Here is a 22,011-nt window from a genome sequence, read left to right as displayed (position 1 = left end):
TTCCCCCAACTCAGTTATTATCTGAATTTTCTTATTTTAAATTATATAACCTAATCCATCAGGAATAGTCGTATTAATTTTTAGGAACAGTCGTGCGCCATTACATATAAAAACTGACCGTTGTATTTTCGGTCAGCTTTTTTTCCTTATTTTTGGTTGTCTGAAGTTGTCGTTTCTTCTGTAGTTTGTGTCTCAGATTTTGTTTCATTTTCGACACGCTGTGTTTCATTTTGAGCTTTTGCTTCTTGTTGTTTTTGTGCTTCCCATTTAGCTTCTTTTTCTTGTTGTCTTATTTTACGCTGCTTTTCTTCACGTACTGCGAACACAATAAAGATAATTGCTAATAAAGGGAATGACATACCTAACCAGAACATTCCACTCACTCCAATTCTGCAGGGTTATCCCATATTTTTTATTCCATTTCATCATAACATTTCTGTTCATGCTTTTTTACTATTTGAAACAAAACCACACTTTCTTGACACGTTATATGAAACTCGATACATTGAGTGTAATGACAAGAATAATGCACTAGGGGCGTTTTAAAACTGAGATGAGGCCTTGCCTCAGACCCTTTGAACCTGATCTAGCTGAAACTAGCGTAGGAAAGTGTGAGATAGCGGCAAATGTAGTATGTCTTATAATAGGATTTTGTCTCGCTCTTTTACGCACAGCTGTTTTGCAGGTGTGTATTTTTTTATGTCTAATTTCATAAAGGGAGCGAATGATTATGGCAAGAACAATATTAGTAACAGGCGGCGGACGCGGCTTAGGTGCAGCGATCAGCCGTACTTTAGGCACACAAGGTTTTAATGTCATCATTAACTACAATCAAAGCGAAGCAGCAGCAAAAGCACTCGCAGAAGAAATCGGTAATGAACGTGCCGTCGCAATTCAAGCAGATGTCACAAAGCGTGAAGATGTAGAACGCTTAGTACAAGAAGGTACGAAAGCTTTCGGTCAAATTGACGGCGTTGTCAATAATGCATTAATCGGATTCAAATTTGATCCGACTGCCCAAAAAGCATTCAAAGATATGGATTGGGAAGACTATCAAACACAAATCGACGGCACTTTAAAAGCTGCGTTCAATGTCGTTCAAAGTGTCATCCCTCAATTTATGGAACGCCAACGCGGTACTGTCGTATCTATCGGTACTAATTTATATCAAAACCCAGTTGTTCCTTATCACGAATATACAACTGCAAAAGCTGCCTTAATCGGTTTTACGCGCAATATCGCCGCTGAATTAGGCCAATACGGTATCAATGCGAATGTAGTATCCGGCGGTTTGCTTAAAACTACCGATGCAAGTTCCGCAACAACACCAGAAGTCTTTGATTTAATTGCTCAAACTACACCACTGCGCAAAGTAACGACACCGCAAGATGTCGCAAATATGGTGGCGTATTTAGTTTCAAAACAAGCAGACGGTATTACAGGACAAAACATTACAGTCGATGGCGGCTTAACAATGAACTAAGAGGTGAAACAACATGCCTGTACCAAAAGAGAGACAGTTGCATATAGGCGTATTATTATATGGTACTGGCCATCATCAGGCAACTTGGTTAATGCCTGATTCCAGTATTGAACAAATCGGAACCATCCAATATTATCAAACACTCGCACAAATCGCAGAGCGCGGTTATTTCGATGCTGTTTTCTTTGCGGATAATCAATCTTTTCCCGCAAATAACGACACAACCATGCCCGCATTCTGGTTTGACCCTATCGTCAACTTAACAGCGATATCACAAGTCACAAAACATGTTGGTTTGGTGTCTACTATTTCCAGTACGTTCTCTAATCCTTACACTGCCGCAAGGCAGCTTTTAAGTTTGGACCATATAACTAACGGACGTGTAGGTTGGAACTTAGTCACATCCATGACAGATATCGAAGCACAAAATCACAGTATGGAAGGACTTCCGAATCACGCTGAACGTTATGCGGTCGCAGATGAATTCGCAGAAGTAATGAATCAATTATTCGAATCTTGGTCTGTGAATGACTTTAAACATGACCGCACAAACAATCAGCTGATTGACGCTGAACACATTCAACCATTCCAGCATAAAGGCGACAATTTCCAAGTACGCGGCCCGCTATCTACACCAAGCAGTCCTCAGGGCAAACCCGTTGCCATGCAAGCAGGTGCCTCTAAACAAGGTGTCGCTTTAGCTGTGAAATATGCGGATGCTGTTTATTCTGTGTCATGGAATATCCAACAAGCAAAGCAGTTCAGACAACGTTTAGATGATGAAATTAAGACCTCTGGACAGACTGACCGCGAACTTAAAGTATTCCCAGGTCTTGTGACTTATGTCGCTGAAACACGTGAAGCAGCACTTGCGAAGAAAGCTGAATTAGACAACCTGCTTCCTATTGAAACAGCATTAAATCAACTCAGCTTCTTTGTTCAACAAGATTGTTCTAAATGGGCATTAGATGAGAAAGTACCAGAACTGCCCCCTGTTTCAGAATTTACAGGACCTGTCGGAAGATATGAAACAGTCTTAGAAATCATCCGCGATACAGATCCGACCGTACGTGAATTGCTCGGCTACCTTAATGCAGGCGGCGGTCATCTCACACTGATCGGTACACCAAAAGAAATCGTCGATGAAATGGAACACTGGTTCAACGAAGGTGTCGCAGATGGCTTCAATCTCATGCCTCCAACTCTGCCAGGAAGCTTAGAAGATTTCGTCAATCTCATTGTTCCAGAACTGCAAAAGCGCGGAATCTACCGTACATCATATGAAGGACATACGTTCAGAGAACATTTAGGAGTTTAATAAATAGGCCATGCCTCCCTGTGAAGCATGGCCTATCGTATTATTCATTCTCTTTAAATACTTTTTGATATTGAACGTAACCTGAAATATAGTGCTCAATGTCATCAATTCTGACACGGTAACCATGATGTTTGATAAAGAATGAACCTAGGATACGTTTTGGGTTCTTAAAATACATTGCTAGTTCAGGATAGAAATAACCTGTTCGCTGGTAATCTGCACGGGTATGAATGGTTTCCATGAGTGCATCTACATTGATGAGTTGGTCGACAAGTGTTCCATATCCATTTTCTCTTGCTTTTCTAATAATATGATACGTCGCCATCAGCATCTCTAAGAAAGTCGGGAACGTTGTAATACGATGTTTGATAAAGTCTAGATAGCTGGAAACATTTCTGATTCCGAACTCAATATATTCTTTTTTAGGGTCTATTTGAATTAATTCATTCGTACAATAACCTAACCAATGGTCATGGTTCTTCCAGTAATTCATTTTAATAAATCGATCAAACATACTTCTTACAGTATCTAACCATTTTTCGTTGTTATCGATTTGATAGAGACGCAATAATCCTAATGCGGCTTCTCCATCATAATAAATCACACGAAACTGTTCTTTGACTTCTAAGCTTGGATAATGCAAAACATGTATCGTTTCAGCCGTTTCTTGATTTATCATAGAGAGAATACCTTCTGCCACTTTTTGTGCTGCTTCTAAATACTTCTCATTATCAGGTTTGATTTTCAAATACTCGCAGACCGCAAAGATAAACGCCGCATTTTGACCTAGTTTAATTTCATTGATGTTTTTAGTGTCATCGAAAATATGTGCTATGCCTTTTTGTTCAAACAAATAATTATCTATTAAATAATCTATCGCCTTTTCAGCCACACTGATGTCTTTATTTAAATAATGCAGTCCTTCCATCAAAGCATAAGTAGATGAAGCATGTCTCAAATTGTTATAAAAGCTGATTTTCTTATCAAAGTGCGGGAAGTAGCCATAGAAGAATTTTCCGTTAGGTTGTAATTCATTCACTAAATGATCCGTAGAAGTTTCTAACATCTTATCAATCTCACGAGATAAATTATCTACTTTACGCAATCCTTTTTCTCGTCCCTCTGCTCCTAACTCATACACTTCATGATTTTCGATAAAATAGCCTTTCGTATAAAACGTTGTGATAGGCTTTCCAGCATAATCTTGATGTTTATAAAACTGCTTATGTTTCGTATACTTTTTTAAATAATTATTGATATTGTCTTCTGATAAGAAGAATTTCTTTTTATCTTTCGTAGGTCTGACAAATGCATTGATGTTGATTTCTTCTGCCATAAAAGCCAAATTCCAATTTTGGTCATAAGCGATACCGTAATCTATATAATTACGACGTGTTTCCTCCAAATCGCGTTTGACCTCTTCAAATACAATATCCCTCGTACGATAAACAAAATCAATCTTGACCCATTGAGGATATTTTCCAGCTTTCTTTTTAAACTGATCATATTGTTTCACAATATCTCTTTTAAGATTGTTGGAGTTTTTCAACAGCTTAACGACCGCTTTCATATTTGGATTGCCTAAACTCACAAACACATAATCTTTGCCTAACAATTGTTGATCTGCTTTTTGTAGTACTTGTTCAATCTCGTTGTTTATCATCATGGCCAAACCCCTTCTTATTAAATATGTATAAATGGGCCGGACATCGTCCAGCCCACTATTCAAATAGAATTATTGTTTCTTATCTTTCTTACGGCGTCCTAATAATAGTGCAGAACCTAGTGCTGCGAATAGACTACCGAATAAAGTAGCTTGTTTATTATTATTTTCTTCACCTGAATCAGGTAATTCTTTATCTCCATTACCTTCAGCATGGCTTGGTTGTTCACCATTTGAACCATTTTCAACACCTTGTTCTGGCGTTGGACCAGCAGGTTCACCTTGTTGTCCTGGTTCAGACGGTTGTCCTAGTTCACCCGGCTCATCAGGATTTACTGGTTCAGTTGGTTCATTAGGGTAATCTGAGTCGGCATCGGCATCGGCATCAGCGTCAGCATCTGCATCCGCATCAGCGTCAGCGTCGGCATCAGCGTCGGCATCTGCATCAGCGTCAGCATCGGCGTCGGCATCGGCATCAGCATCGGCATCCGCATCCGCATCGGCATCAGCGTCAGCATCTGCATCGGCGTCAGCGTCAGCATCGGCGTCGGCATCAGCGTCAGCGTCGGCATCCGCATCCGCATCGGCGTCAGCATCGGCGTCAGCATCTGCATCTGCATCGGCGTCAGCATCGGCGTCAGCATCGGCGTCAGCATCGGCGTCAGCATCGGCCTCGGCATCCGCATCAGCATCGGCATCTGCGTCGGCGTCAGCATCCGCATCGGCGTCAGCGTCAGCGTCAGCATCCGCATCGGCGTCAGCATCCGCATCGGCATCAGCGTCGGCATCTGCATCTGCATCAGCGTCGGCATCTGCGTCGGCATCAGTATCGTCACCGATTAAGTCGCCTGAACCACTATTGTATACGTTGTAGTTGTCCCAAGTGTAGTAAGTGTGACCTTGCCCATCGTTTGTCGCATCAGAAACCATTTCTGCTCTTGTTTTGATTTCTTGGTATGAACCTTCTTCTGCTTTACTGTTTAATACAATGACATAACGGCTGCCGTTTGATGGCAAGTCTTTGAAATCTAATGTTAACATTTGTCCGCCGTCAGCTGTTGTTGAGTATTGCGGATTGAAGTTATATGGTCCATCTGTTCTGTCTGTTACATCTACGAAGTTTGGATTTGTTTCGTCAAAGTAGAAACTTGGGTTAAGTGTTTCACCATTTCTTACTTCATAGATTTTGTAGTTAGTTACGCTTGGATTTAATTGTGCTGAACTGTCAGCTGGTGTACCATCTGCAGTGTTCGGCCAGTAGTTGTATAAGTTCACTTTAGCATTGTAAGATTGTTTGCCTTGAGGGTTCACATATACAACTTGTTGGTAATCACCTGTTTGGTTATCCGCTGATACGATGAATGAGTCTACGTTAGATGGATATTGAGAATCAGAAACTCTGTAATTGATATCAACATTTGTGCTGTATGGCTCGCCGGCAACTGTTGTAGTAACTGGGTAAGTACCTGAAGTTGGTGCTTGTTGACGGTCAGCATATAACGGAATATTGAATTTACCTGTCACATTATCATGTGTATCTACATAATCTGTAAATGTATAACGCAATGAATTGTCAGCTTCATTGAATTGACCTGAAGCGACTACTTCCTCGCCATTCATTAAGTCAGGAATAATTGCAGTGTTCCGTGTTGTATTACCGTAATAGTTTAAATACTGCGGGAATTTTACATCGAAGTAGTCACCTGATTTGACACTATCGTTTACTTGTAAATTCGCAGACATTGCAGTTGATTCACTGTCGTTAGCTTGGATAGTGTTTGGACTTAATTGAATGTCTGAAGCTTGTACTTGATCATTTACATTAGTACCTGTTGGTGTTGCGGCTGCTAATGCATATGTTTGTGCAGCTGTACCTTCTTGAGATGTTGGTGCTGCGAATCTTGCGGTTGTATTAGGTGATGTCGCAAGTGCTTCAGAACTGTCTTTTTGATTTGAATAGTCTTGTGCTGATTTAGAAGCGTTTGCTAAATCTGTTTGACCAGAAGTATCGCCTAAAGTCGCATTTTCAGCAGTGTTCTCATCTGAAACTTGTGCTGCATTCGGATCATAAGCAGGTTGTTGGTTTACAGCATCTGTCGGTGCTGCTTGTGCAGTAAATTGTTCTGCTGTTGGTTGTTCTGCCGGTGCTTGATCCGCATTAGGTGCTTGTGTTGTTTGATTATCTGCAGTTGGCGCAACTGAAGGTTCTGTTGTTGGTGCTTCAGTCGGCGCTGCAGGTGCTGCTGTTTCTTTTGCACTTGTAGTAGATGTATTTTGTGTTGGTTGTTCTGCTGGTGTTGATGTATTTGTTTCTGAATCAGCTGCTGGTTGAGCACTATCAGTTTTTGATGCTGTAGCTGATTGCTGCTCTGTTGCTGGTTGTTCTGCTGTTTTTTCTGTCGGTTGTTCTGTTGTTTGAGTTGTATCAGCTTTTGGCTGTTCTGTTGATGTTGCAGTATTTTCAGCTGGCGCTGGTTGTTCTGAAGCCGCAGTATCAGCTGCTGGTTTTTGTGCATCTGTTGATGCAGTTTGATCTGCAGTTGTGTCTGTCGACTGTTCAGTAGGCGCTGTTGTTGTGTCTGTTTCAGCTGGCTTTTGAGCGGCAGTGTCTTGTTGTGCTGCTGTGTCAGCTGTTGGTGCTTGTGCATCTTGTGTTTGGTTTGTATCTGTCGTTGGTGCTGTGTCAGCTGATGTACTTGTTTGTGTAGTAGGATTTGTTGATTCATTGGTGTTTGTCGTTGTTTCAGCTGCGTCTGCCTCATTCGCATTCGCAAATAAAGTCACCCCTACAATAACTGAGGCTGCCCCTGCTGTGATTTTACGAATGGAATAGCGATTACGTTTCTTGAAAAAGTCCTGATTATTCAAAAAATCCCTCCTAAAAAAATTAAAAAGTGGTACCTTATACAATTGCACAAGTGCACAACTAATAAACGCAATTTTATTAATTTGGTACAATTGTTTCAGAACAGACACAATTAAATTTTACAAGACTAATAACATGCAATTAATCGGATTTGATTAAAGACTTTAATATTTAGATTGTTTTATTATTTATATGTAATAAATTAAAATCATCCGCAACTCCTTATTTACTAGGCTGCTTTTAAATTATAAGGAAAAACAAAAGCCTGAATGTTACTTCAGACTTTTTGAAGAAGCTGACGTGCTTCATCTTCGTTTTCCAAACCCGTAAATACTATCGCGTTATTTCCTTCTTTCAAGATACCGTGTTTACCATATTCGCCTATTACTATACCGCTCTTAGAATTATCATATAACTGCGCGCCATATTGTTTTAGTAAAGTTGACAAATCACGAACCGTGAAATTTTGACGCTCTTTTATTCTAAAACGTCCTGTTAAATTAATCGCAACAGAATCCGTTAAACGCAATTGCTTAATGACAGACTGCACATAAGCTTTTCTCGCTTTATGACTTTCATAAAGCTCATCTGCTAATTGATAGACTAACGATGCGTGCGGTGTATCTGTCATAGCTTCAACTAAAGCCTCCCATGTCATTTCAAGCCCTTCATAGAATTGGTGGTTATTCGTCGGCCATTGTTTGAGGTTAAGGTGGTAATTATTGATCCCACGCTGTTTCGCATCTAAGTAATAAAGAATAGGCGCAAGTCCTTCGATTGTCGCAGATTGATTCATGTTATCTTGCGCTGCTATTTCGCCTGTTTCTAAATCATAAATGACATAAGCACGGCCTTTTCGTGCTGTTTCTGTAAAATGAGCATCTTCTGCGCCGCTTCTCTCATAATGCAAAAACGCACCTTGCAGACGTGCAGCAACTTTCGGGAAGTCTGTTTGTGTAACAGAAGATTTCATCAACACCAATGCATCCTGATTTAACAAATAGCATAAGTCTTTCAGCATCAAATCCTGATTTTGATACCATGTAATATGCTTTCCTTTGACCTTATTAACCACTTTACGCAAAGGCTTATCCATACATAAAATATAATCCGCTTCTGATTGTTCCAAAGCTGGTACCAATTCAGCGTGAACACGATCTGTTTGATCGCCTAAATCACTGATTTGACCCAACGCTATAATTTTATGCCCCTTAAAAAATGGGCTTTGTGAATTAAAGGCATCAATCGCATTCAACATCGCCGGTAAAGATGCATTATGTGTATCATCTAAGACTGTCGCCTGTTCATAATCGCTTTTCACGGTTCTGAATTCCAAAACTTTCTTAAAGAGTTGTGTTTGAGCTAAATGATTGAGCTTTTCTTTCACATCCACATTCAAATGTTTGAGCGTCAATAACACTGCTAAAGCATTCTCAACCATCCCTTTACTGACAGAAGGCACTTCAAATGTATAACCGTCATTAGTCGTGACTTTTACTGCTTTTTTAACAGGTGTTATCTCTTCAGCATAAGTATCCGCTGTCGCATCTTTCGTGCTATAGCGATAGACGTGCTTTGTATAGGTTGCGGCCGTCTCTCTTAATACATCATGATGCAGCGTGTCACCATTATAGATTGCAATACCTTCTGCGTTCAGCCCTTCAAAAATACGCGATTTGAATTTTACAATCTCTTGTGTCGAACCGATTGTCGATAAATGTGCTGAACCGATACCTGTCACAATTGCAATGTGCGGCTTTAATACTTTCGCCATGTTTCCGCGATTATTCAACGCATTTAAAGAGGTTTCAAATATCGCAATATCAGGATTAGAAGCTAATTTGCACATATGTAAATAAATGGCACTTCTCGTATTACTGTTGCCTCGATTTTGTTGGACGTTTAAAGGTGCTAACTCTGCCCCTAGCATTAAACGTGTCGAGCTTTTTCCCATAGAACCTGTTAGGGCAACTAATGGATTACGGTAACGGCTTCTAATGTGCAAGGCTAAAGTTTTCATCGCTTTAATACTGTTCTTCACTACAATTTGCGGAATCTTATGTGTTAAGTCTTCTACATACTGTTCAGTGATTATTAAACCAATATTTGAAACATCCTTAGGGATTTGCGCATTGCCTTCTCGCATGACTTTTGATTTCTTCAAGTACTTTTGCCACGACGCTTCGCTAATAGAAATAAACGCTGTGGAAGGCGACTTAACATGCAGCATTTGATATTCAAAATCATCTATCACTTGATGTGCTTTTCCTTGTGCATCCAGCAGTTCTGTCTCTAAGATTTGTGCAATCGTTTCTAATGTATACATGATGACCCCCGGTAAATGATAATTTTGCATTCTCAAAGCCCTATGGTTTAATGTATAGTTAATAACTTCAAAAAAACTGGAGGCTTTTGATAATGGCAACAGATAATGATAAAAGTCTAGATCAAATCAACCAAGAAATTGAAGAAGAGCTGAGAAACTATGACCCTAAAGAAGATGAAAAGAAGAAAAAAAGCATCATCTTCACCAAACCAAGATTAATCGTGCTTATTGTAGTTCTCGGTTTAGGACTTTATAGATTACTCCATTTCTTTTTCTAAACAGTGAAACTAAATTAACGTTACTATATCACAACTTAAACAATTATGTATTTTGTTTCTGAGACTAGGAAAAGCATTCTGACTGTGAATACTTTTCCTAGTCTTTGTGTTGTTGAAACAATGCTTTCGGGATATGGCAATAGGCCTCTGGATGACGGTCCAGATAGTCTTGATGCCCATCCGCACTCGGGATGTAGTTGGTTAAAGGCAAGACTTCCACTACTATGCGGGCAGTGTCACCTCTTTGATTAATATACGCTTTAGCTTGTGCTAAATGTTCAGGATTTTCACTGTAAATACCTGTACGGTATTTAGGTCCTGTATCTTCTCCTTGTGCATTTATACTATAAGGATCTATTGCTTTAAAAAGCTGTGCTGTTAACTTTTTAGCGCTGGTTTGTGTTGTATCAAAAGTAGTTTTGACGCACTCTGCATAACCATCATAGTCGCTTTCTAATTGATTTGAGGTTCCGTTAGCACGGCCCGCTTCCGTATCCAGCACACCTGGCAAGGTTTTAACATAGGCTTGGACACCCCATAGGCATCCACCTGCAAGATATATAATTTCCTTCATTTTAAACAACTGCTTTCTACAATATTTTTCCAAAATTCACTAAAGTATGGTACGCTCAATGTCACCTGACACATACAAAAGGGTGTGACCTCTTATGAAAACACTGTATCATATTGTTGCGATACTCATCTTATCCGTATCTTTATATGCATTCTTTAGCCTTACTGACTTATTTTATACCCATTCACTCGCAGATTTGCTGCTGAATGTTGATTTTATCCCTGTATTTGAATATGCGAATTTCTGTTTCAAATTTATCTTTCACATTATTTTCACCACATTGATTTACGTTGTCTTTCAAGGCATACGCGATTCTTATGTCTATCCTGCCGGAATTTTAATTATTATTGTACTGTTTGCGGTCATTTATCTGTCATTGATTAATTGGTCTGTAAATCCAAAATATCAATTTTATTGGAGCGACTATTTTGTTTGGATGCTCGGGCATACTATCTTTATTTTCTTAGTCGCATTTATTCTACGTTTCGAGAAATACTTCTGGTATCAAAAGCGTTAATACTTAAGGTTATTACCTGATAATTTGAGAAAATAGATAGGCAGCCATACAATTAATATATCGAACTTTTATTTAAAGGAGAGATAAATATGAAAGGCAGAACAGCAATTATTACAGGATCAAGCCGCGGTATCGGGGCTCAAACAGCACGTTTGCTCGGATCACGCGGTGCAAATGTCGTAATTAATTACTTCAGCAACGCTCAAGCAGCAGAAAATGTTGTTAAAGACATTGAAGATAACGGCGGTAAAGCCATCGCAGTCAAAGGCGATGCACGCGATACTGAAGATGTCGCAAATATTGTCAAACAAGCATTAGCGACGTTCGGCAGTGTTGATATTCTAGTACATAACGCTGGAATGCAATTCCCTTTCAAATCATTTGAAGACATGGAGTGGGACGAATTTATTGCTAAAACTGATGATGAATTAAAAGCAGCCTTCACTTCAACGAAAGCAGTTGTACCCATTATGAAAGAACAAGGCTACGGCAAACTGGTTTATATCTCAAGCGGTCTCAGCCATCAGCCGATGGACGACTTCTTAGCCCACGGGACGTCTAAAAGTGCATTAAACGCTTTTGCGAAATATATCGCTCAAGAGTTTGCAGATACAGGTATTACTTCAAATATCGTAGCACCTGGTATGGTCGATACAGACGCGACTGCACATACACCAGAAGAAGCTAAAACAGCTTATGCCAACAGCATTCCTATCCATAGATTGGCACAACCTGAAGACGTCGCTAAAGCAGTAGCATTTTATGCAAGCGAAGACAGTGCTTATATTACCGGCAGCTATCTTCCAGTCAGCGGCGGCGGAGAAATGATTTAATCTCATAATGACAGAATAAAGGCAGAGCATCTACCAACATATGCTCTGCCTTTTTGTATTAAAAAGCCGCCTCTTATGAGACGGCTCATGTGTATTAATATTTGTATGGATCTTCTTCTTTTGTTTGTTCGCTTGTACGTTCTTGTGCAATGGCATTGGCTTTATCGTAGTTATAATAACCATCTTCAGTCAATGAATTGTTTTTCGGTTTTCTGCTGAATAACATAATTGCGGCAATAATCCATAAGATTGCTGAAATCCAGTTACCTAATAATGAAATAATACCAGCAATCAATAATAAAGTTGCAGCTGTTTTTGCTTTCTTACTGATAAAGATACCGCCGATGACTGCTAAAACAAGGGCAATAAGGTTGATGATTAAAGCAAATGTTATAAATCCTTGAAGAACTGTTGCTGATTGCATCATTTCCTCATAAGTTATATCCCCTGTGCTGCCTTCTTGCATACCTGTTATAAAGTCCTCGCTATGCATTAACGGAAGCATTAAACCTGTCATTAAAACTGCTAAGGCTGTAAGCCCAACACCAATCCATGTTAAAACGTGTTCACCTGTACGTTTAATCATTGTGTTCCTCCTTAATTGTAATAGCAAATAGTAAAATTATAAAATCAATATAATTATTAACATCAGTATACTAATTCTCAGGTTATACGTCCATACTCCGCTTAAAATCCTTACTTCTTTTTTAATAATAATTAATATACTTTTTAACTTTTCGTCTATCCAATTAAGAAGAAATTTTCTAGTCTACCAAGTTGTCTTTTCGTTCCATCAATCTTTGATATTCTTCTAGATAGACTTTTTCAGCTTCAGAACCTCTCTGTGCAGAATTCATTGCACGGTGCCATAACGGATAAATCGGTTCTGGTGTCGTTAAGTCTGTAATCATTTGAATTTCTTCTTTTGTCAGCTGCAACTGATAAGATGCAATATTTTCTTGCAGCTGTTCTTTATTACGTGCAGCCAATACGAGCGAATCTACATTCGGACGTTCTCTTAACCAAGCAAGTACAACTTGCGGTACTGTTGCTTGATGATTATGCGCAATTTCTTGAACCAGTTCAATCAAACGATAGAATAATTCATGATCTTTTACATACGGTTCAGCCCAGCCGTCGCCTTGGCGTGTATTCGGCTCGCCTTTTTTATCACGTGTGATTTTACCTGTTAGCAACCCTTCTCCTAATGGAGACCAGATACTATTGCCTACACCCAGTTCTTTGCCTGCAGGCAGTAATTCATATTCCGCTTCTCTCGCTTCAGGTGTGTAATAGATTTGCTGCGCAATCGGCGGTGCCATATTATTTTCTACTGCTGTCGTATATGTTTTGGCTAAGTTCCAGCCGCTGTAGTTCGATACACCCCAGTAGCGGATTTTACCTTTTCTGATTAAGTCATTCATCGTTTGAATCGTTTCTTCGACCGGTACTTGTCCATCCCATGTATGCACATAATATAAATCTACATAATCCGTGCCTAAACGCTTCAAGGAATGATCGATAGAACGTTCAATATTCAAACGGCTTGCACCGACATTATTCGGGTTATCGTTGAATGGGAAGCCTGTTTTTGTACTGATGACCATTTCATCACGATGATTTCGGATACCTTTGCCTAATGCCAATTCTGCATCGCCTTTAGCATAAAGATTTGCAGTATCAAACTGATTAATCCCTTGATCTAACGCATAATCTACAAAATATTCTACTTCTTTCTCTGTCAGACCGCCCGCATTCTCAAATCCATTTGTGGCAGAAAACGGTACAGAGCCTAAAGCATATTTCGAGACATTCAGTCCCGAATTACCTAGTAAGTTATAATCCATACTATCACCCTCCAACATAATCTATATATGGAGTATTTTCCCTGTTCATCACAATTTAAATATATGTGTACTCCAAAAAACATTTACTCAAATTTAACAATAAATTAATTGAACCGTTGATATAATTACAATTAAATACATATATTTTGGAGGCACACTATGCACAAGAAAAAATTAATAACTCTTCTATCTACATCTGCACTTGCGGCATTATTATTGATGCCAAATGATGCAAGTGCAGAAACTACCTCGCAATCTGTCGCAATTCACGACATTCAAGGAGAACGTCACTACTCCCCTTATAACAATAAGAAAGTCCAAGACGTTAAAGGAATTGTTACTTATCAATATGAATTGCGCGGACAGCATTATTTTCATATGCAGACACCTGATAGCGAAGCAGACAACAATGCCAACACATCAGAAGGTATTATCGTTTATACAGGCAAACATAAAGCTGATGTAAAAGTCGGCGATTTAATTAAAGTAACCGGAACAGTCAATGAATATGCCATTGATGGTTATAACGATAAAGCGAATACAGATTTGCCGGTCACTGAAATTGTGGCCCGTGATGATCGCGGCGGCAAAATCACTGTGGCACAAAGCAATCAGCCTCTGCCTAAGCCGTACACAATTAAACAAGTTCCTAAAGCCATCTCCGCAAATGATCAGTTGAAAACATTCGACCGCAACCGTTATGCGATGGACTATTATGAGTCATTAGAAGGTATGCGCGTGCAGACAGGTGATGTCCGTGCTGTCGGACCGCAAGAACATGGAGACATCTTCACAGTATTAGACAACGAACCAAAAGAAACTCAAAACGGCGGAATTTTGCTGAAACACAATAGTGCCAACGGTCAGCGTATTCCATTCAAAATGTACGATAATTATCAAGCACGCGACTTTGATGTAAAAACAGGCGATCGCTTCAAAGGCCCTATCATCGGCTACATGAACTACGGCTACCAAAACTATAAAATCAATGTCGACTTAAGCACTATGCAGAATGCACATCAAAAAGGGACTACAGCACCGCAGCCGACATCGATTCAACCTGATCATCAAAAGCTGACGATGGCCTCTTACAACTTAGAGAATTTCTCAAATAACGTAAAATCATCTTCTGATGATAAAGCCCAAAAGCTTGCGAACGGTATTGTCAAAAATATGAAGCAGCCTGATATTATCGGTGTCACTGAAGTTCAAGATAATGATGGCCCTGGAAAAGGCGGCCCTCAAGGCGACCAATCTTATGAACGTCTTATCGCAGCCATTAAAGCTGCAGGCGGTCCAGAATACAAATACGTCAATATTGATCCGGAGATGAATCAAGACGGCGGTCAGCCAGGTGCGAACATCCGTGTCGGTTTCTTATATAATCCAAATCGAGTGAAATTCGATACAAAAGTTCCTGCAGGCGATGCGCACACTGCTGTTTCATATCAAAAAGGCAACTTAACACATAACCCTGGTCGTATCGATCCGGATAATCAAGCTTTCCAAGATTCACGCAAACCATTAGCAGCTCAGTTTAAATTCAGAGGCAAACAAGTCATTGCGATTGTGAACCATTGGAACTCTAAAAACGGTGATGATGCGTTATTCGGCAAACGCCAGCCAGTCAACCTTGGCAGCGAAGCACAACGTACAGCTATTGCCAAAACAGTTTCCAACTTTATCACTCAAGTAAAACAAGACAATCCTAAAGCAAATGTAGTAGCACTTGGCGACTTTAATGATTTCCAATGGTCGAAACCATTAAAAACATTAGAAAGCAGCCAAATGACCAATCTTGTTAATTTTGTGCCGATGAACCAGCGTTATTCGTATGTCTATCAAGGCAATTCACAAACGCTAGATCATATTTTCGTATCTAATCATCTCGCACCGCACGCAAAATTAGATATGGTTCATGTAAACTCTGATTTCACAGACATGTCTGGACGTGCAAGCGACCATGATCCTCTCTTAGTACAACTAGATTTGCTACACCTTAACAAGAAAAATAAGTAATCAATCGAAAACGACATGTTTCACAATCTCGAGGCGGGGTAACATATTACTGTACTTAAATTTTAAGGAGGAATTTGATTATGAATTTTGATGATATCAAGAAAAAAGGCGAAGACCACTTAAACGAACATAAAGACGAGTACATTGAAAAAGGTAAAGAAATCGCTAAAGATAAATTCGGCGGCGGCGACAAAAAAGACGAAAATAAAGATGACAATAAATAAGCGGTTGTTTTTCAACCCTTTCACTGATAGAGCGTGTTGTTTTCAATTTTGAAAGCAACACGTTTTATTTATGCTTTGATTTATCTATCATTTCCTTACGATAACTTTTACTTATCATACTTATCACGTTTTATCATTATTATTAATGTTGAACTCGGCGTATAATAGGGGCAACTATCTAGAATGAGAGGTGACGATTATGTCTCAGCACGCACATCGTCAATTATTACTTGGGATGGCATCTTTATTTGTGGTGATGGCAATCGGCCGTTTTGCCTATACGCCTATTCTTCCTTTTATGCAGCAAGCGGTACATATGGATGGTAAAGGTGCCGGATTACTTGCGACAATTAACTACTTAGGTTATTTGATCGGTGCCATTATTCCAATGTGGTTTATCTTCAAAAGCAAAGTCGTAGATGTCAAAATCTACTTGATACTAAACGTGCTCTCCACTATCTTCATGGGCTTTACATCCAACTTCTTCCTATGGTCAGTGCTTCGTTTAATCGCAGGAATTACCAGCGGTACAGTCTTTGTTTTAGCCTCTAATGTTGTCTTAGAAGCGTTAAGACAAGCACATAAAGAAGGGATTTCCGGACTATTGTACAGTGCTGTAGGGATTGGACTCTTTACCAGCAGTATCTACGTATTCTTCTATACAAACGTCGACACGTGGCAAATGACTTGGATTATCTTAGGACTTGTTTCTTTAGTGCTAAGTCTTTTAGTTATTCTATTCATGAGAGAGAACCCGGAAATCAAAGTCAATGACACTGCCAAAACAGAAAAGAAGACTGCCGTCCGTCTTAACCCGACCTTCATGCGCTGGTATTCTATCGCCTATTTCTGTGAAGGTGCGGGCTATATTATTACAGGTACTTTCTTAGTTGCGATTGTTAAAACAATCCCTGCTTTCTCAGAATATGCGGCTTTAAGCTGGATGTTTGTCGGTTTAGGTGCCATACCTTCTACAGTAGTTTGGTCTATGATTGCGGAGAAAATCGATTACAGCAAAGCTACTTACATGGCCTTCGGCCTGCAGATTATCAGTGTAGCTTTACCGATATTCTCGCATCACATTGTCAGCTTGATTATCAGTTCTCTGATTTTCGGCAGTACATTCTTAGGCTTAACGACACTCTTCATGTCTAAAGGACAAATGTTGATGCTTGAGACTGGAGGCAAGTCTAACTTTATCGCCACATTGACTGTGATTTATAGTATCGGTCAAATGATTGCGCCGTTTGTTTCCGGCTTCTTAATCGGAGAATCAGAAAATTACAATGCAGCACTCTTGTTTGCGACAGTCATTTTAATCATCGGACTTATCAGCAGCGTCATCAGTTATCGTGCTTTGCGCAATGAAAAAACCGTTTAAAAAGTTTTGCTTTTTGTGATTAGGGAATGTTACTAGCAATAAAGGAGGAACTGATTATGCCTTTTGTTAAAAAGAGAATGAAAGAAGATTTAACAGACGATCCTCGTATCAGCGAAGAAACATTCACTACTGATCAAGAACTTCAAAACAATGCATTTGAACGTCTTGATAAAGATGTTGTGATAATTGAGATTTTATCTATTATGAACATCGTCTTTGCGGTTACGACGTTTACAATTCTCGGTTTATTAATCAGAGAAAGAACAAAATAAGATTGAATTGAAAACAAAATTACACAACACCCGCATAACAATATGCAGGTGTTGTTTTTGTTTCACATATTAAGTTTTATCGTATCAAATCTTCTAAGTCATGCGGATAATCTGTCACAACTTCAGTACCTGAAGCTTTTAAGATGACAGTATCTGAATGTCTGAATCCGCCTACTCCAGGAATATAAATACCAGGTTCTACACAAAAGACCATACCTTCTTCTAAAACAAGGTCATTATCAAATCGAAGCGATGGTTCTTCATGTTGCCCGATACCGATGCCGTGTCCTGTACGGTGGCTGATATAATCTCCATATCCTGCCTTCTCAATCACATCTCGTGCTGCTTGGTCGACTTCTTTTGCGGTTACACCCACTTTGATGAAATTTAATGCAGCTTTATGTGCTTTCACCATAGTCTCAAAGGCTTTCTTTTGATCAGGATTAGGCTGACCAGCAAAGAAAGTACGCTCGCACTCTGCACGATACCCATTCAGTTCTAACTGGCGGCTGTGTACAATGACATCTCCCGAGTGAATGGCTTTCGTATTAGAGAAGGTATGCGGCATTGTAGAACGTTTAATACCTGAAGGCGACATGACGAAGAATCCAAATTCAGCATCAGGATAATTTTGAGAAATGGTATCAAATAAATAACTGTTCCCAAAGTTATCGATATCCATCTCAGTCAAACCTTCTTTTGTATTTTCAATTGTTTTTGCTACCGCTTCACTGACAATCTTACCGCTGTCGCGAATCGCTGCTTGTTCATCTTCGTACTTGTACGTTCTTTGTTTAACTAATGCTTCACTGATATCTTTTACTTCGAAATCATGTGCTTTGACAGCAGTATAGAATTGCGCCGGCAAGAAAGCTGTTTCGATACCAATCGTTTTTGCCTCTTCATATTGTTTCAGCAAGTCATTAAATACATCTTGATAACGTGTCGGTGTGTCATCTTCTGTCGGAATTTCAGTATACGTATGAATCGAGTGAATACCTGTCTTATCCTTAAAGTGATTTTCTTCTAACTTCGGCGCAATCACTTCAATCTTTTCCTGGGAAATAAATAAGATGATCGGTCTAGAATAAATAACTGCTTTAAATCCTGTGAAATACATCTGATTCTCAAAATTCATCACAATACTTAAATCAATGTTGTCTTGTTTCATAGTCTTTCTAAACGCATCAATGCGTTGTTTCAAGTTCACTTTGACTGCCTCCTTTAGAAGTAAATAGTGTCACAACTACTAAGACGATAATCGCAAGCGGTACAGAAATCAATGCTGAGTTGATACCTGTACTTTGAACAAAGACAAACTCCCAAAACAGTGTTGCGACTAATCCTACAGCCATTGAAGCTAAACCAGCAAGTTTTGTGACTTTCGGATAAATGAATACTGCAAGCAATGCCGGAGTAATACCTGCACCGTAAACAGTATAAGCATACATTTGTACAGATAAGACTGACGGGAAGTACATCGTCAGCATGAATGCAATGACACCTAAAACCGGCACTAATATTCTCGTCATCATCAGCATTTTATTTTCGTGTTTATGTTTAAAGTTTTCGCCGAACAAGTCATACAGCACACTTGTCGCAGCGGATAATAAATAAGAGTTCCTGTTGTCGTAATGAATGCAGTAAGTGCCGCAATCAAGACGCCTCCAATCACAATCGGCAATTGACTTGTCAGTGCGATTAAAGCCATCCCTGGTTCGATTTTCGGGAAAATCGAACGTGCAATAAACGCAAGAAGTGAAATCAATGGTGTTACAATCAATAAGCCGACAACCCAGCCGATCGTACCGACGCGCGTTACTTTATTGTCCTTTGATGAAGCAAGACGCTGGTATATGTTCTGGTCGCCTAATAATAAGAATAGCATTGGAATATAGAAGCCGAGAATCTGCATGAAGCTTAATGTCCCCATCGGCTCTAAATGTGTATCTGGTACATGGCTGACAATGCTGTCCCAACCGCCCGCAACTGCGATACTGACAGGTACCGCAATAATCAATGCGATAGTAATCAAGAATGCACTTAAGGCATCTGTCGGTGCGACTGACATTAAACCGCCCATTGTCGCGAGCAAGATAATAATCACGGCCGCAATAATCGTGCCAAGTTCAACAGAGATGCCTGTTGAGACATGCAAGACATACGCTAAACCTTGATATTGGTAAGAAACAATCCCTACGAAAGCTAAAATAATAATCACTGCAGCTATATAACTTGCGACTTTACCATATTTCATCTCAAGGATTTCCGCTACTGTGTACTTCCCGTTGTTTCTAATCTTAGAGCTGATTATGTAAATCGTCCCAATACCGATAATACTCGGAATCATATAGCCGATTGCCGGCCATAAGCCGAAACTGTAGGCTAATGAGTTTTGACCGCCGGTTACAGAACCACTGCCGACCCATGTCGCAAGCAATGTCCCCATCAACACCACAGGCCCTAACGATTTACCCGCAAGGATAAAGTCTTCGTTACTTTCAACTTTCTTTGAATAAATAAAACCTAATACGATCATTAATAAACCGTAGCCTAACACAAACCATATTAATATCGGTTCAGTAGAAAATCCCATCATAATTCCCCCTAATCATAAAAAACTAACCGTCAACCAACGATTAGTTTGATAATAAAAATTTATTTTAGCACATAATCAAAATAATAGTAACAACAATCTAATTATTCTGATATTTTTTGAGGAATTTTGATAATTCACCTATAATGTTATAATTTTACGACCTCTTTGACTTGTGCATGCGGCGCACATTCCAGCGAATTGGTATATTCTACTTTATCCACTTCGACGTTATCTCCAATGACCACATGGTCGCCTCTGATCATTTTCGCTTTGACCGCATTCACCTCTATCGTATCTCCTTCAATGATTTCTGCCGTCAGATAAGCGGGTGTCTTTTGGTTGGAAACAACAGTGATGAACGACTTCTTACTGTTCTCTTTGTTTTGTTCAAGAATTTTAATTTGGTCCCCGCCGATTTCTCGGATATAAGAGTCTTCTTGTACTTTGAATTCTATTGAATCCGCATTTAACATACCTTCAATCTGCGCTTTGCCGTTCACATTAAAATTATCGACTTCACAATCGCGCGTACTTTGAAGCATACCGATAATATCGATATTATCTCCGCGCAAACGCCCTGAAACATTCACTTCGCCTTTCACTTTGAAATCAGTGAAGTCCAAATCCTCTGCGATCTGGACTTTACCGATAATAGATGCTTGCGTAATACGCACATTCTTATCGCATTTCATTTCGCCAAGCAGCTTCAAGTTGCGGATTTCCACATTATCCGCTGCGGTAATGTCACCAGTAAGTTTGATGTCATTGATGATGGCTTCGTTTAATATTGTTATTTCGCCAAGCAATAAAATAGTGTCATAGGTGTGTGCTTCCAGGATTCTTTTTCCCATACCTCTGATAGACTGATTCATGATGTTTAGCCTTCTTTCTTAAATAAGTTTTCTGCGCTGATTATTTCTATTACTCTCACACTGTTATCTAATTGAATAGGAGTATTCTGTTCCACAAGCAAGTAGAATGTGACTGCGAACTTGCGGCAAATATACAACTCTGCCGTTTTATTGTTATGCGCAGATTCCAATAGGAATGCTTGCAGCGCTTGTGCTTCATCCATCGATAAGATACTGCGTGTAATGACTTCGTTTAAAATCGTACCGACATAAACCGCTGTATCTTCCGGATATTGCGCTAACAATTTTTCACCGATTTCTTGTTTAAAGAAACCAGCCCATGTTTGAATGAGTGCTTCATTATCCCAGTATTCTGCTTTAGGCTCATTAGATGCTACTTCGAATAACTTGGCCATTTCGTCTAAAGCATAGTCATTTTTATATTGTTGAATCGCTTTGATTCTTTGAAGTACTTTCGTTTTAGGCAAGAACGTTTCTTGGCCGGTAAATGTAGACTTTCGAATAAACCATTCATCTGGGATTAATTTTTTTCTTTTCCAGCGATACAGTTGGCCATACGTAATATCGCATTCAACGAGCAAGTCCTTTTTGCTGATTAATTGTTCTGTCATAATTATCCTCCTAGGAATAATGTAACATAACACTGTTACGCGTGCGAGTACTTTCTTTCATTTTCTACAGAAAAATAACCTGATTGCCAGCAGTGACGGACTGTCAGCGATCAGGTTATGTATATGCTAGGACTTCTTCCTGCCTTTGAGTATCTCCATGATAATAATGATGATACATATAACCATTACAATAGAAATGGCTATTGCGACTATATAACTTAAACCGACTGTTGCGGCTGCTATCATCTCAATCAGTGCTAATAAGCACATTAACGCGACTATGAGTGATATCTTCACAAAGTTCATACTTTCACCCCATCTATCTCTC

Annotated in this window: 22 protein-coding genes and 1 riboswitch; of the genes, 9 read left to right on the top strand and 13 right to left on the bottom strand. The window is 39.5% G+C overall.

Annotation, left to right across the window (positions count from 1 at the left end; all coding sequences use genetic code 11):
* Positions 1–146 precede the first annotated feature (146 nt).
* Positions 147–374: a hypothetical protein gene (locus tag MUA90_RS00955; protein WP_262587753.1), complete on the bottom strand. Its 228-nt coding sequence runs from the start codon at positions 372–374 to the stop codon at positions 147–149.
* 149 nt (positions 375–523) lie between these two features.
* Positions 524–625: riboswitch (TPP riboswitch) on the top strand.
* A gap of 105 nt (positions 626–730) precedes the next feature.
* Between MUA90_RS00955 and MUA90_RS00950 the strand changes: the two genes are divergently transcribed.
* Positions 731–1,483 (top strand): 3-oxoacyl-ACP reductase, encoded by a 753-nt coding sequence (locus MUA90_RS00950; protein WP_262587752.1) that lies wholly within the window; start codon positions 731–733, stop codon positions 1,481–1,483.
* Positions 1,484–1,496: 13 nt separating this feature from the next.
* Positions 1,497–2,801, top strand: a complete 1,305-nt coding sequence (locus tag MUA90_RS00945; protein WP_262587751.1) for an LLM class flavin-dependent oxidoreductase — start codon at positions 1,497–1,499, stop codon at positions 2,799–2,801.
* Between the two features lie 40 nt (positions 2,802–2,841).
* Here MUA90_RS00945 and MUA90_RS00940 read toward each other — a convergent pair whose 3' ends face one another.
* The 3 genes from MUA90_RS00940 to MUA90_RS00930 form a co-directional block, all read right to left on the bottom strand.
* Positions 2,842–4,467 carry a poly(glycerol-phosphate) alpha-glucosyltransferase gene (locus MUA90_RS00940; protein ID WP_262587749.1) on the bottom strand — a complete coding sequence of 542 codons (1,626 nt, stop codon included), beginning with the start codon at positions 4,465–4,467 and terminating at the stop codon, positions 2,842–2,844.
* A gap of 69 nt (positions 4,468–4,536) precedes the next feature.
* Entirely contained in the window at positions 4,537–7,332 is a 2,796-nt protein-coding gene (locus tag MUA90_RS00935; RefSeq protein ID WP_262587747.1) for a fibrinogen-binding adhesin SdrG C-terminal domain-containing protein, read from the bottom strand.
* Between the two features lie 275 nt (positions 7,333–7,607).
* On the bottom strand, positions 7,608–9,656 hold the full coding sequence (locus tag MUA90_RS00930; protein ID WP_262587746.1) for a Mur ligase family protein: 2,049 nt from the start codon (positions 9,654–9,656) through the stop codon (positions 7,608–7,610).
* A 92-nt stretch (positions 9,657–9,748) separates the two neighbouring features.
* On the opposite strand from MUA90_RS00930, the gene MUA90_RS00925 reads away from it, so the two are divergent.
* A complete protein-coding gene (locus MUA90_RS00925; RefSeq protein ID WP_105993909.1) occupies positions 9,749–9,934 on the top strand; it encodes a hypothetical protein in 186 nt (61 codons plus the stop codon).
* Between the two features lie 97 nt (positions 9,935–10,031).
* Here MUA90_RS00925 and MUA90_RS00920 read toward each other — a convergent pair whose 3' ends face one another.
* On the bottom strand, positions 10,032–10,508 hold the full coding sequence (locus MUA90_RS00920) for a peptide-methionine (S)-S-oxide reductase (protein WP_262587744.1): 477 nt from the start codon (positions 10,506–10,508) through the stop codon (positions 10,032–10,034).
* 94 nt (positions 10,509–10,602) lie between these two features.
* Between MUA90_RS00920 and MUA90_RS00915 the strand changes: the two genes are divergently transcribed.
* Positions 10,603–11,025 (top strand): hypothetical protein, encoded by a 423-nt coding sequence (locus MUA90_RS00915; protein WP_262587743.1) that lies wholly within the window; start codon positions 10,603–10,605, stop codon positions 11,023–11,025.
* A gap of 89 nt (positions 11,026–11,114) precedes the next feature.
* Positions 11,115–11,858, top strand: coding sequence for an SDR family NAD(P)-dependent oxidoreductase (locus MUA90_RS00910; RefSeq protein WP_262587742.1), 744 nt, complete (start codon positions 11,115–11,117; stop codon positions 11,856–11,858).
* A gap of 94 nt (positions 11,859–11,952) precedes the next feature.
* On the opposite strand, the gene MUA90_RS00905 is transcribed toward MUA90_RS00910, so the two are convergent.
* Together MUA90_RS00905 and MUA90_RS00900 are read right to left on the bottom strand one after the other, a co-directional pair.
* Entirely contained in the window at positions 11,953–12,444 is a 492-nt protein-coding gene (locus tag MUA90_RS00905) for a DUF4064 domain-containing protein (RefSeq protein ID WP_262587740.1), read from the bottom strand.
* A gap of 178 nt (positions 12,445–12,622) precedes the next feature.
* Positions 12,623–13,705 carry an aldo/keto reductase gene (locus MUA90_RS00900; RefSeq protein ID WP_262587738.1) on the bottom strand — a complete coding sequence of 361 codons (1,083 nt, stop codon included), beginning with the start codon at positions 13,703–13,705 and terminating at the stop codon, positions 12,623–12,625.
* 159 nt (positions 13,706–13,864) lie between these two features.
* Between MUA90_RS00900 and MUA90_RS00895 the strand changes: the two genes are divergently transcribed.
* The 4 genes from MUA90_RS00895 to MUA90_RS00880 all read left to right on the top strand — a co-directional run bounded on the left by MUA90_RS00895 (position 13,865) and on the right by MUA90_RS00880 (position 17,601).
* Positions 13,865–15,724: an endonuclease/exonuclease/phosphatase family protein gene (locus MUA90_RS00895; protein ID WP_398577363.1), complete on the top strand. Its 1,860-nt coding sequence runs from the start codon at positions 13,865–13,867 to the stop codon at positions 15,722–15,724.
* Between the two features lie 80 nt (positions 15,725–15,804).
* On the top strand, positions 15,805–15,948 hold the full coding sequence (locus MUA90_RS00890) for a hypothetical protein (protein ID WP_262587737.1): 144 nt from the start codon (positions 15,805–15,807) through the stop codon (positions 15,946–15,948).
* 199 nt (positions 15,949–16,147) lie between these two features.
* Positions 16,148–17,329, top strand: coding sequence for a YbfB/YjiJ family MFS transporter (locus MUA90_RS00885; RefSeq protein ID WP_262587736.1), 1,182 nt, complete (start codon positions 16,148–16,150; stop codon positions 17,327–17,329).
* A gap of 56 nt (positions 17,330–17,385) precedes the next feature.
* The gene (locus tag MUA90_RS00880) at positions 17,386–17,601 is read left to right on the top strand and encodes a hypothetical protein (protein ID WP_262587734.1); all 216 of its coding nucleotides are present in this window, start codon (positions 17,386–17,388) and stop codon (positions 17,599–17,601) included.
* 76 nt (positions 17,602–17,677) lie between these two features.
* Here MUA90_RS00880 and MUA90_RS00875 read toward each other — a convergent pair whose 3' ends face one another.
* The 6 genes from MUA90_RS00875 to MUA90_RS00855 form a co-directional block, all read right to left on the bottom strand.
* Positions 17,678–18,811: a M24 family metallopeptidase gene (locus MUA90_RS00875; protein WP_262587732.1), complete on the bottom strand. Its 1,134-nt coding sequence runs from the start codon at positions 18,809–18,811 to the stop codon at positions 17,678–17,680.
* Positions 18,789–19,133 carry an SLC5/6 family protein gene (locus MUA90_RS13920; protein ID WP_316959794.1) on the bottom strand — a complete coding sequence of 115 codons (345 nt, stop codon included), beginning with the start codon at positions 19,131–19,133 and terminating at the stop codon, positions 18,789–18,791. Before MUA90_RS13920 ends, MUA90_RS00875 begins: the two co-directional genes overlap by 23 nt.
* Positions 19,134–19,135: 2 nt before the next feature.
* Positions 19,136–20,197 (bottom strand): sodium:solute symporter family protein, encoded by a 1,062-nt coding sequence (locus MUA90_RS00870; RefSeq protein ID WP_316959793.1) that lies wholly within the window; start codon positions 20,195–20,197, stop codon positions 19,136–19,138.
* A gap of 149 nt (positions 20,198–20,346) precedes the next feature.
* Complete coding sequence (locus MUA90_RS00865) at positions 20,347–21,072, bottom strand: hypothetical protein (RefSeq protein ID WP_262587731.1); 726 nt, start codon at positions 21,070–21,072, stop codon at positions 20,347–20,349.
* A 5-nt stretch (positions 21,073–21,077) separates the two neighbouring features.
* Positions 21,078–21,683 carry a YhbD family protein gene (locus MUA90_RS00860; RefSeq protein ID WP_262587730.1) on the bottom strand — a complete coding sequence of 202 codons (606 nt, stop codon included), beginning with the start codon at positions 21,681–21,683 and terminating at the stop codon, positions 21,078–21,080.
* A gap of 126 nt (positions 21,684–21,809) precedes the next feature.
* A complete protein-coding gene (locus MUA90_RS00855; RefSeq protein ID WP_114604264.1) occupies positions 21,810–21,989 on the bottom strand; it encodes a hypothetical protein in 180 nt (59 codons plus the stop codon).
* Positions 21,990–22,011 lie beyond the last annotated feature (22 nt).

It is taken from the genome of Staphylococcus sp. IVB6181 (genome assembly GCF_025561445.1).
Taxonomy (GTDB): Bacteria; Bacillota; Bacilli; order Staphylococcales; family Staphylococcaceae; genus Staphylococcus; species Staphylococcus simulans_B.
Note: the sequence above shows the minus strand (reverse complement) of the source record. Positions and strands in the feature narration are given on the sequence as shown.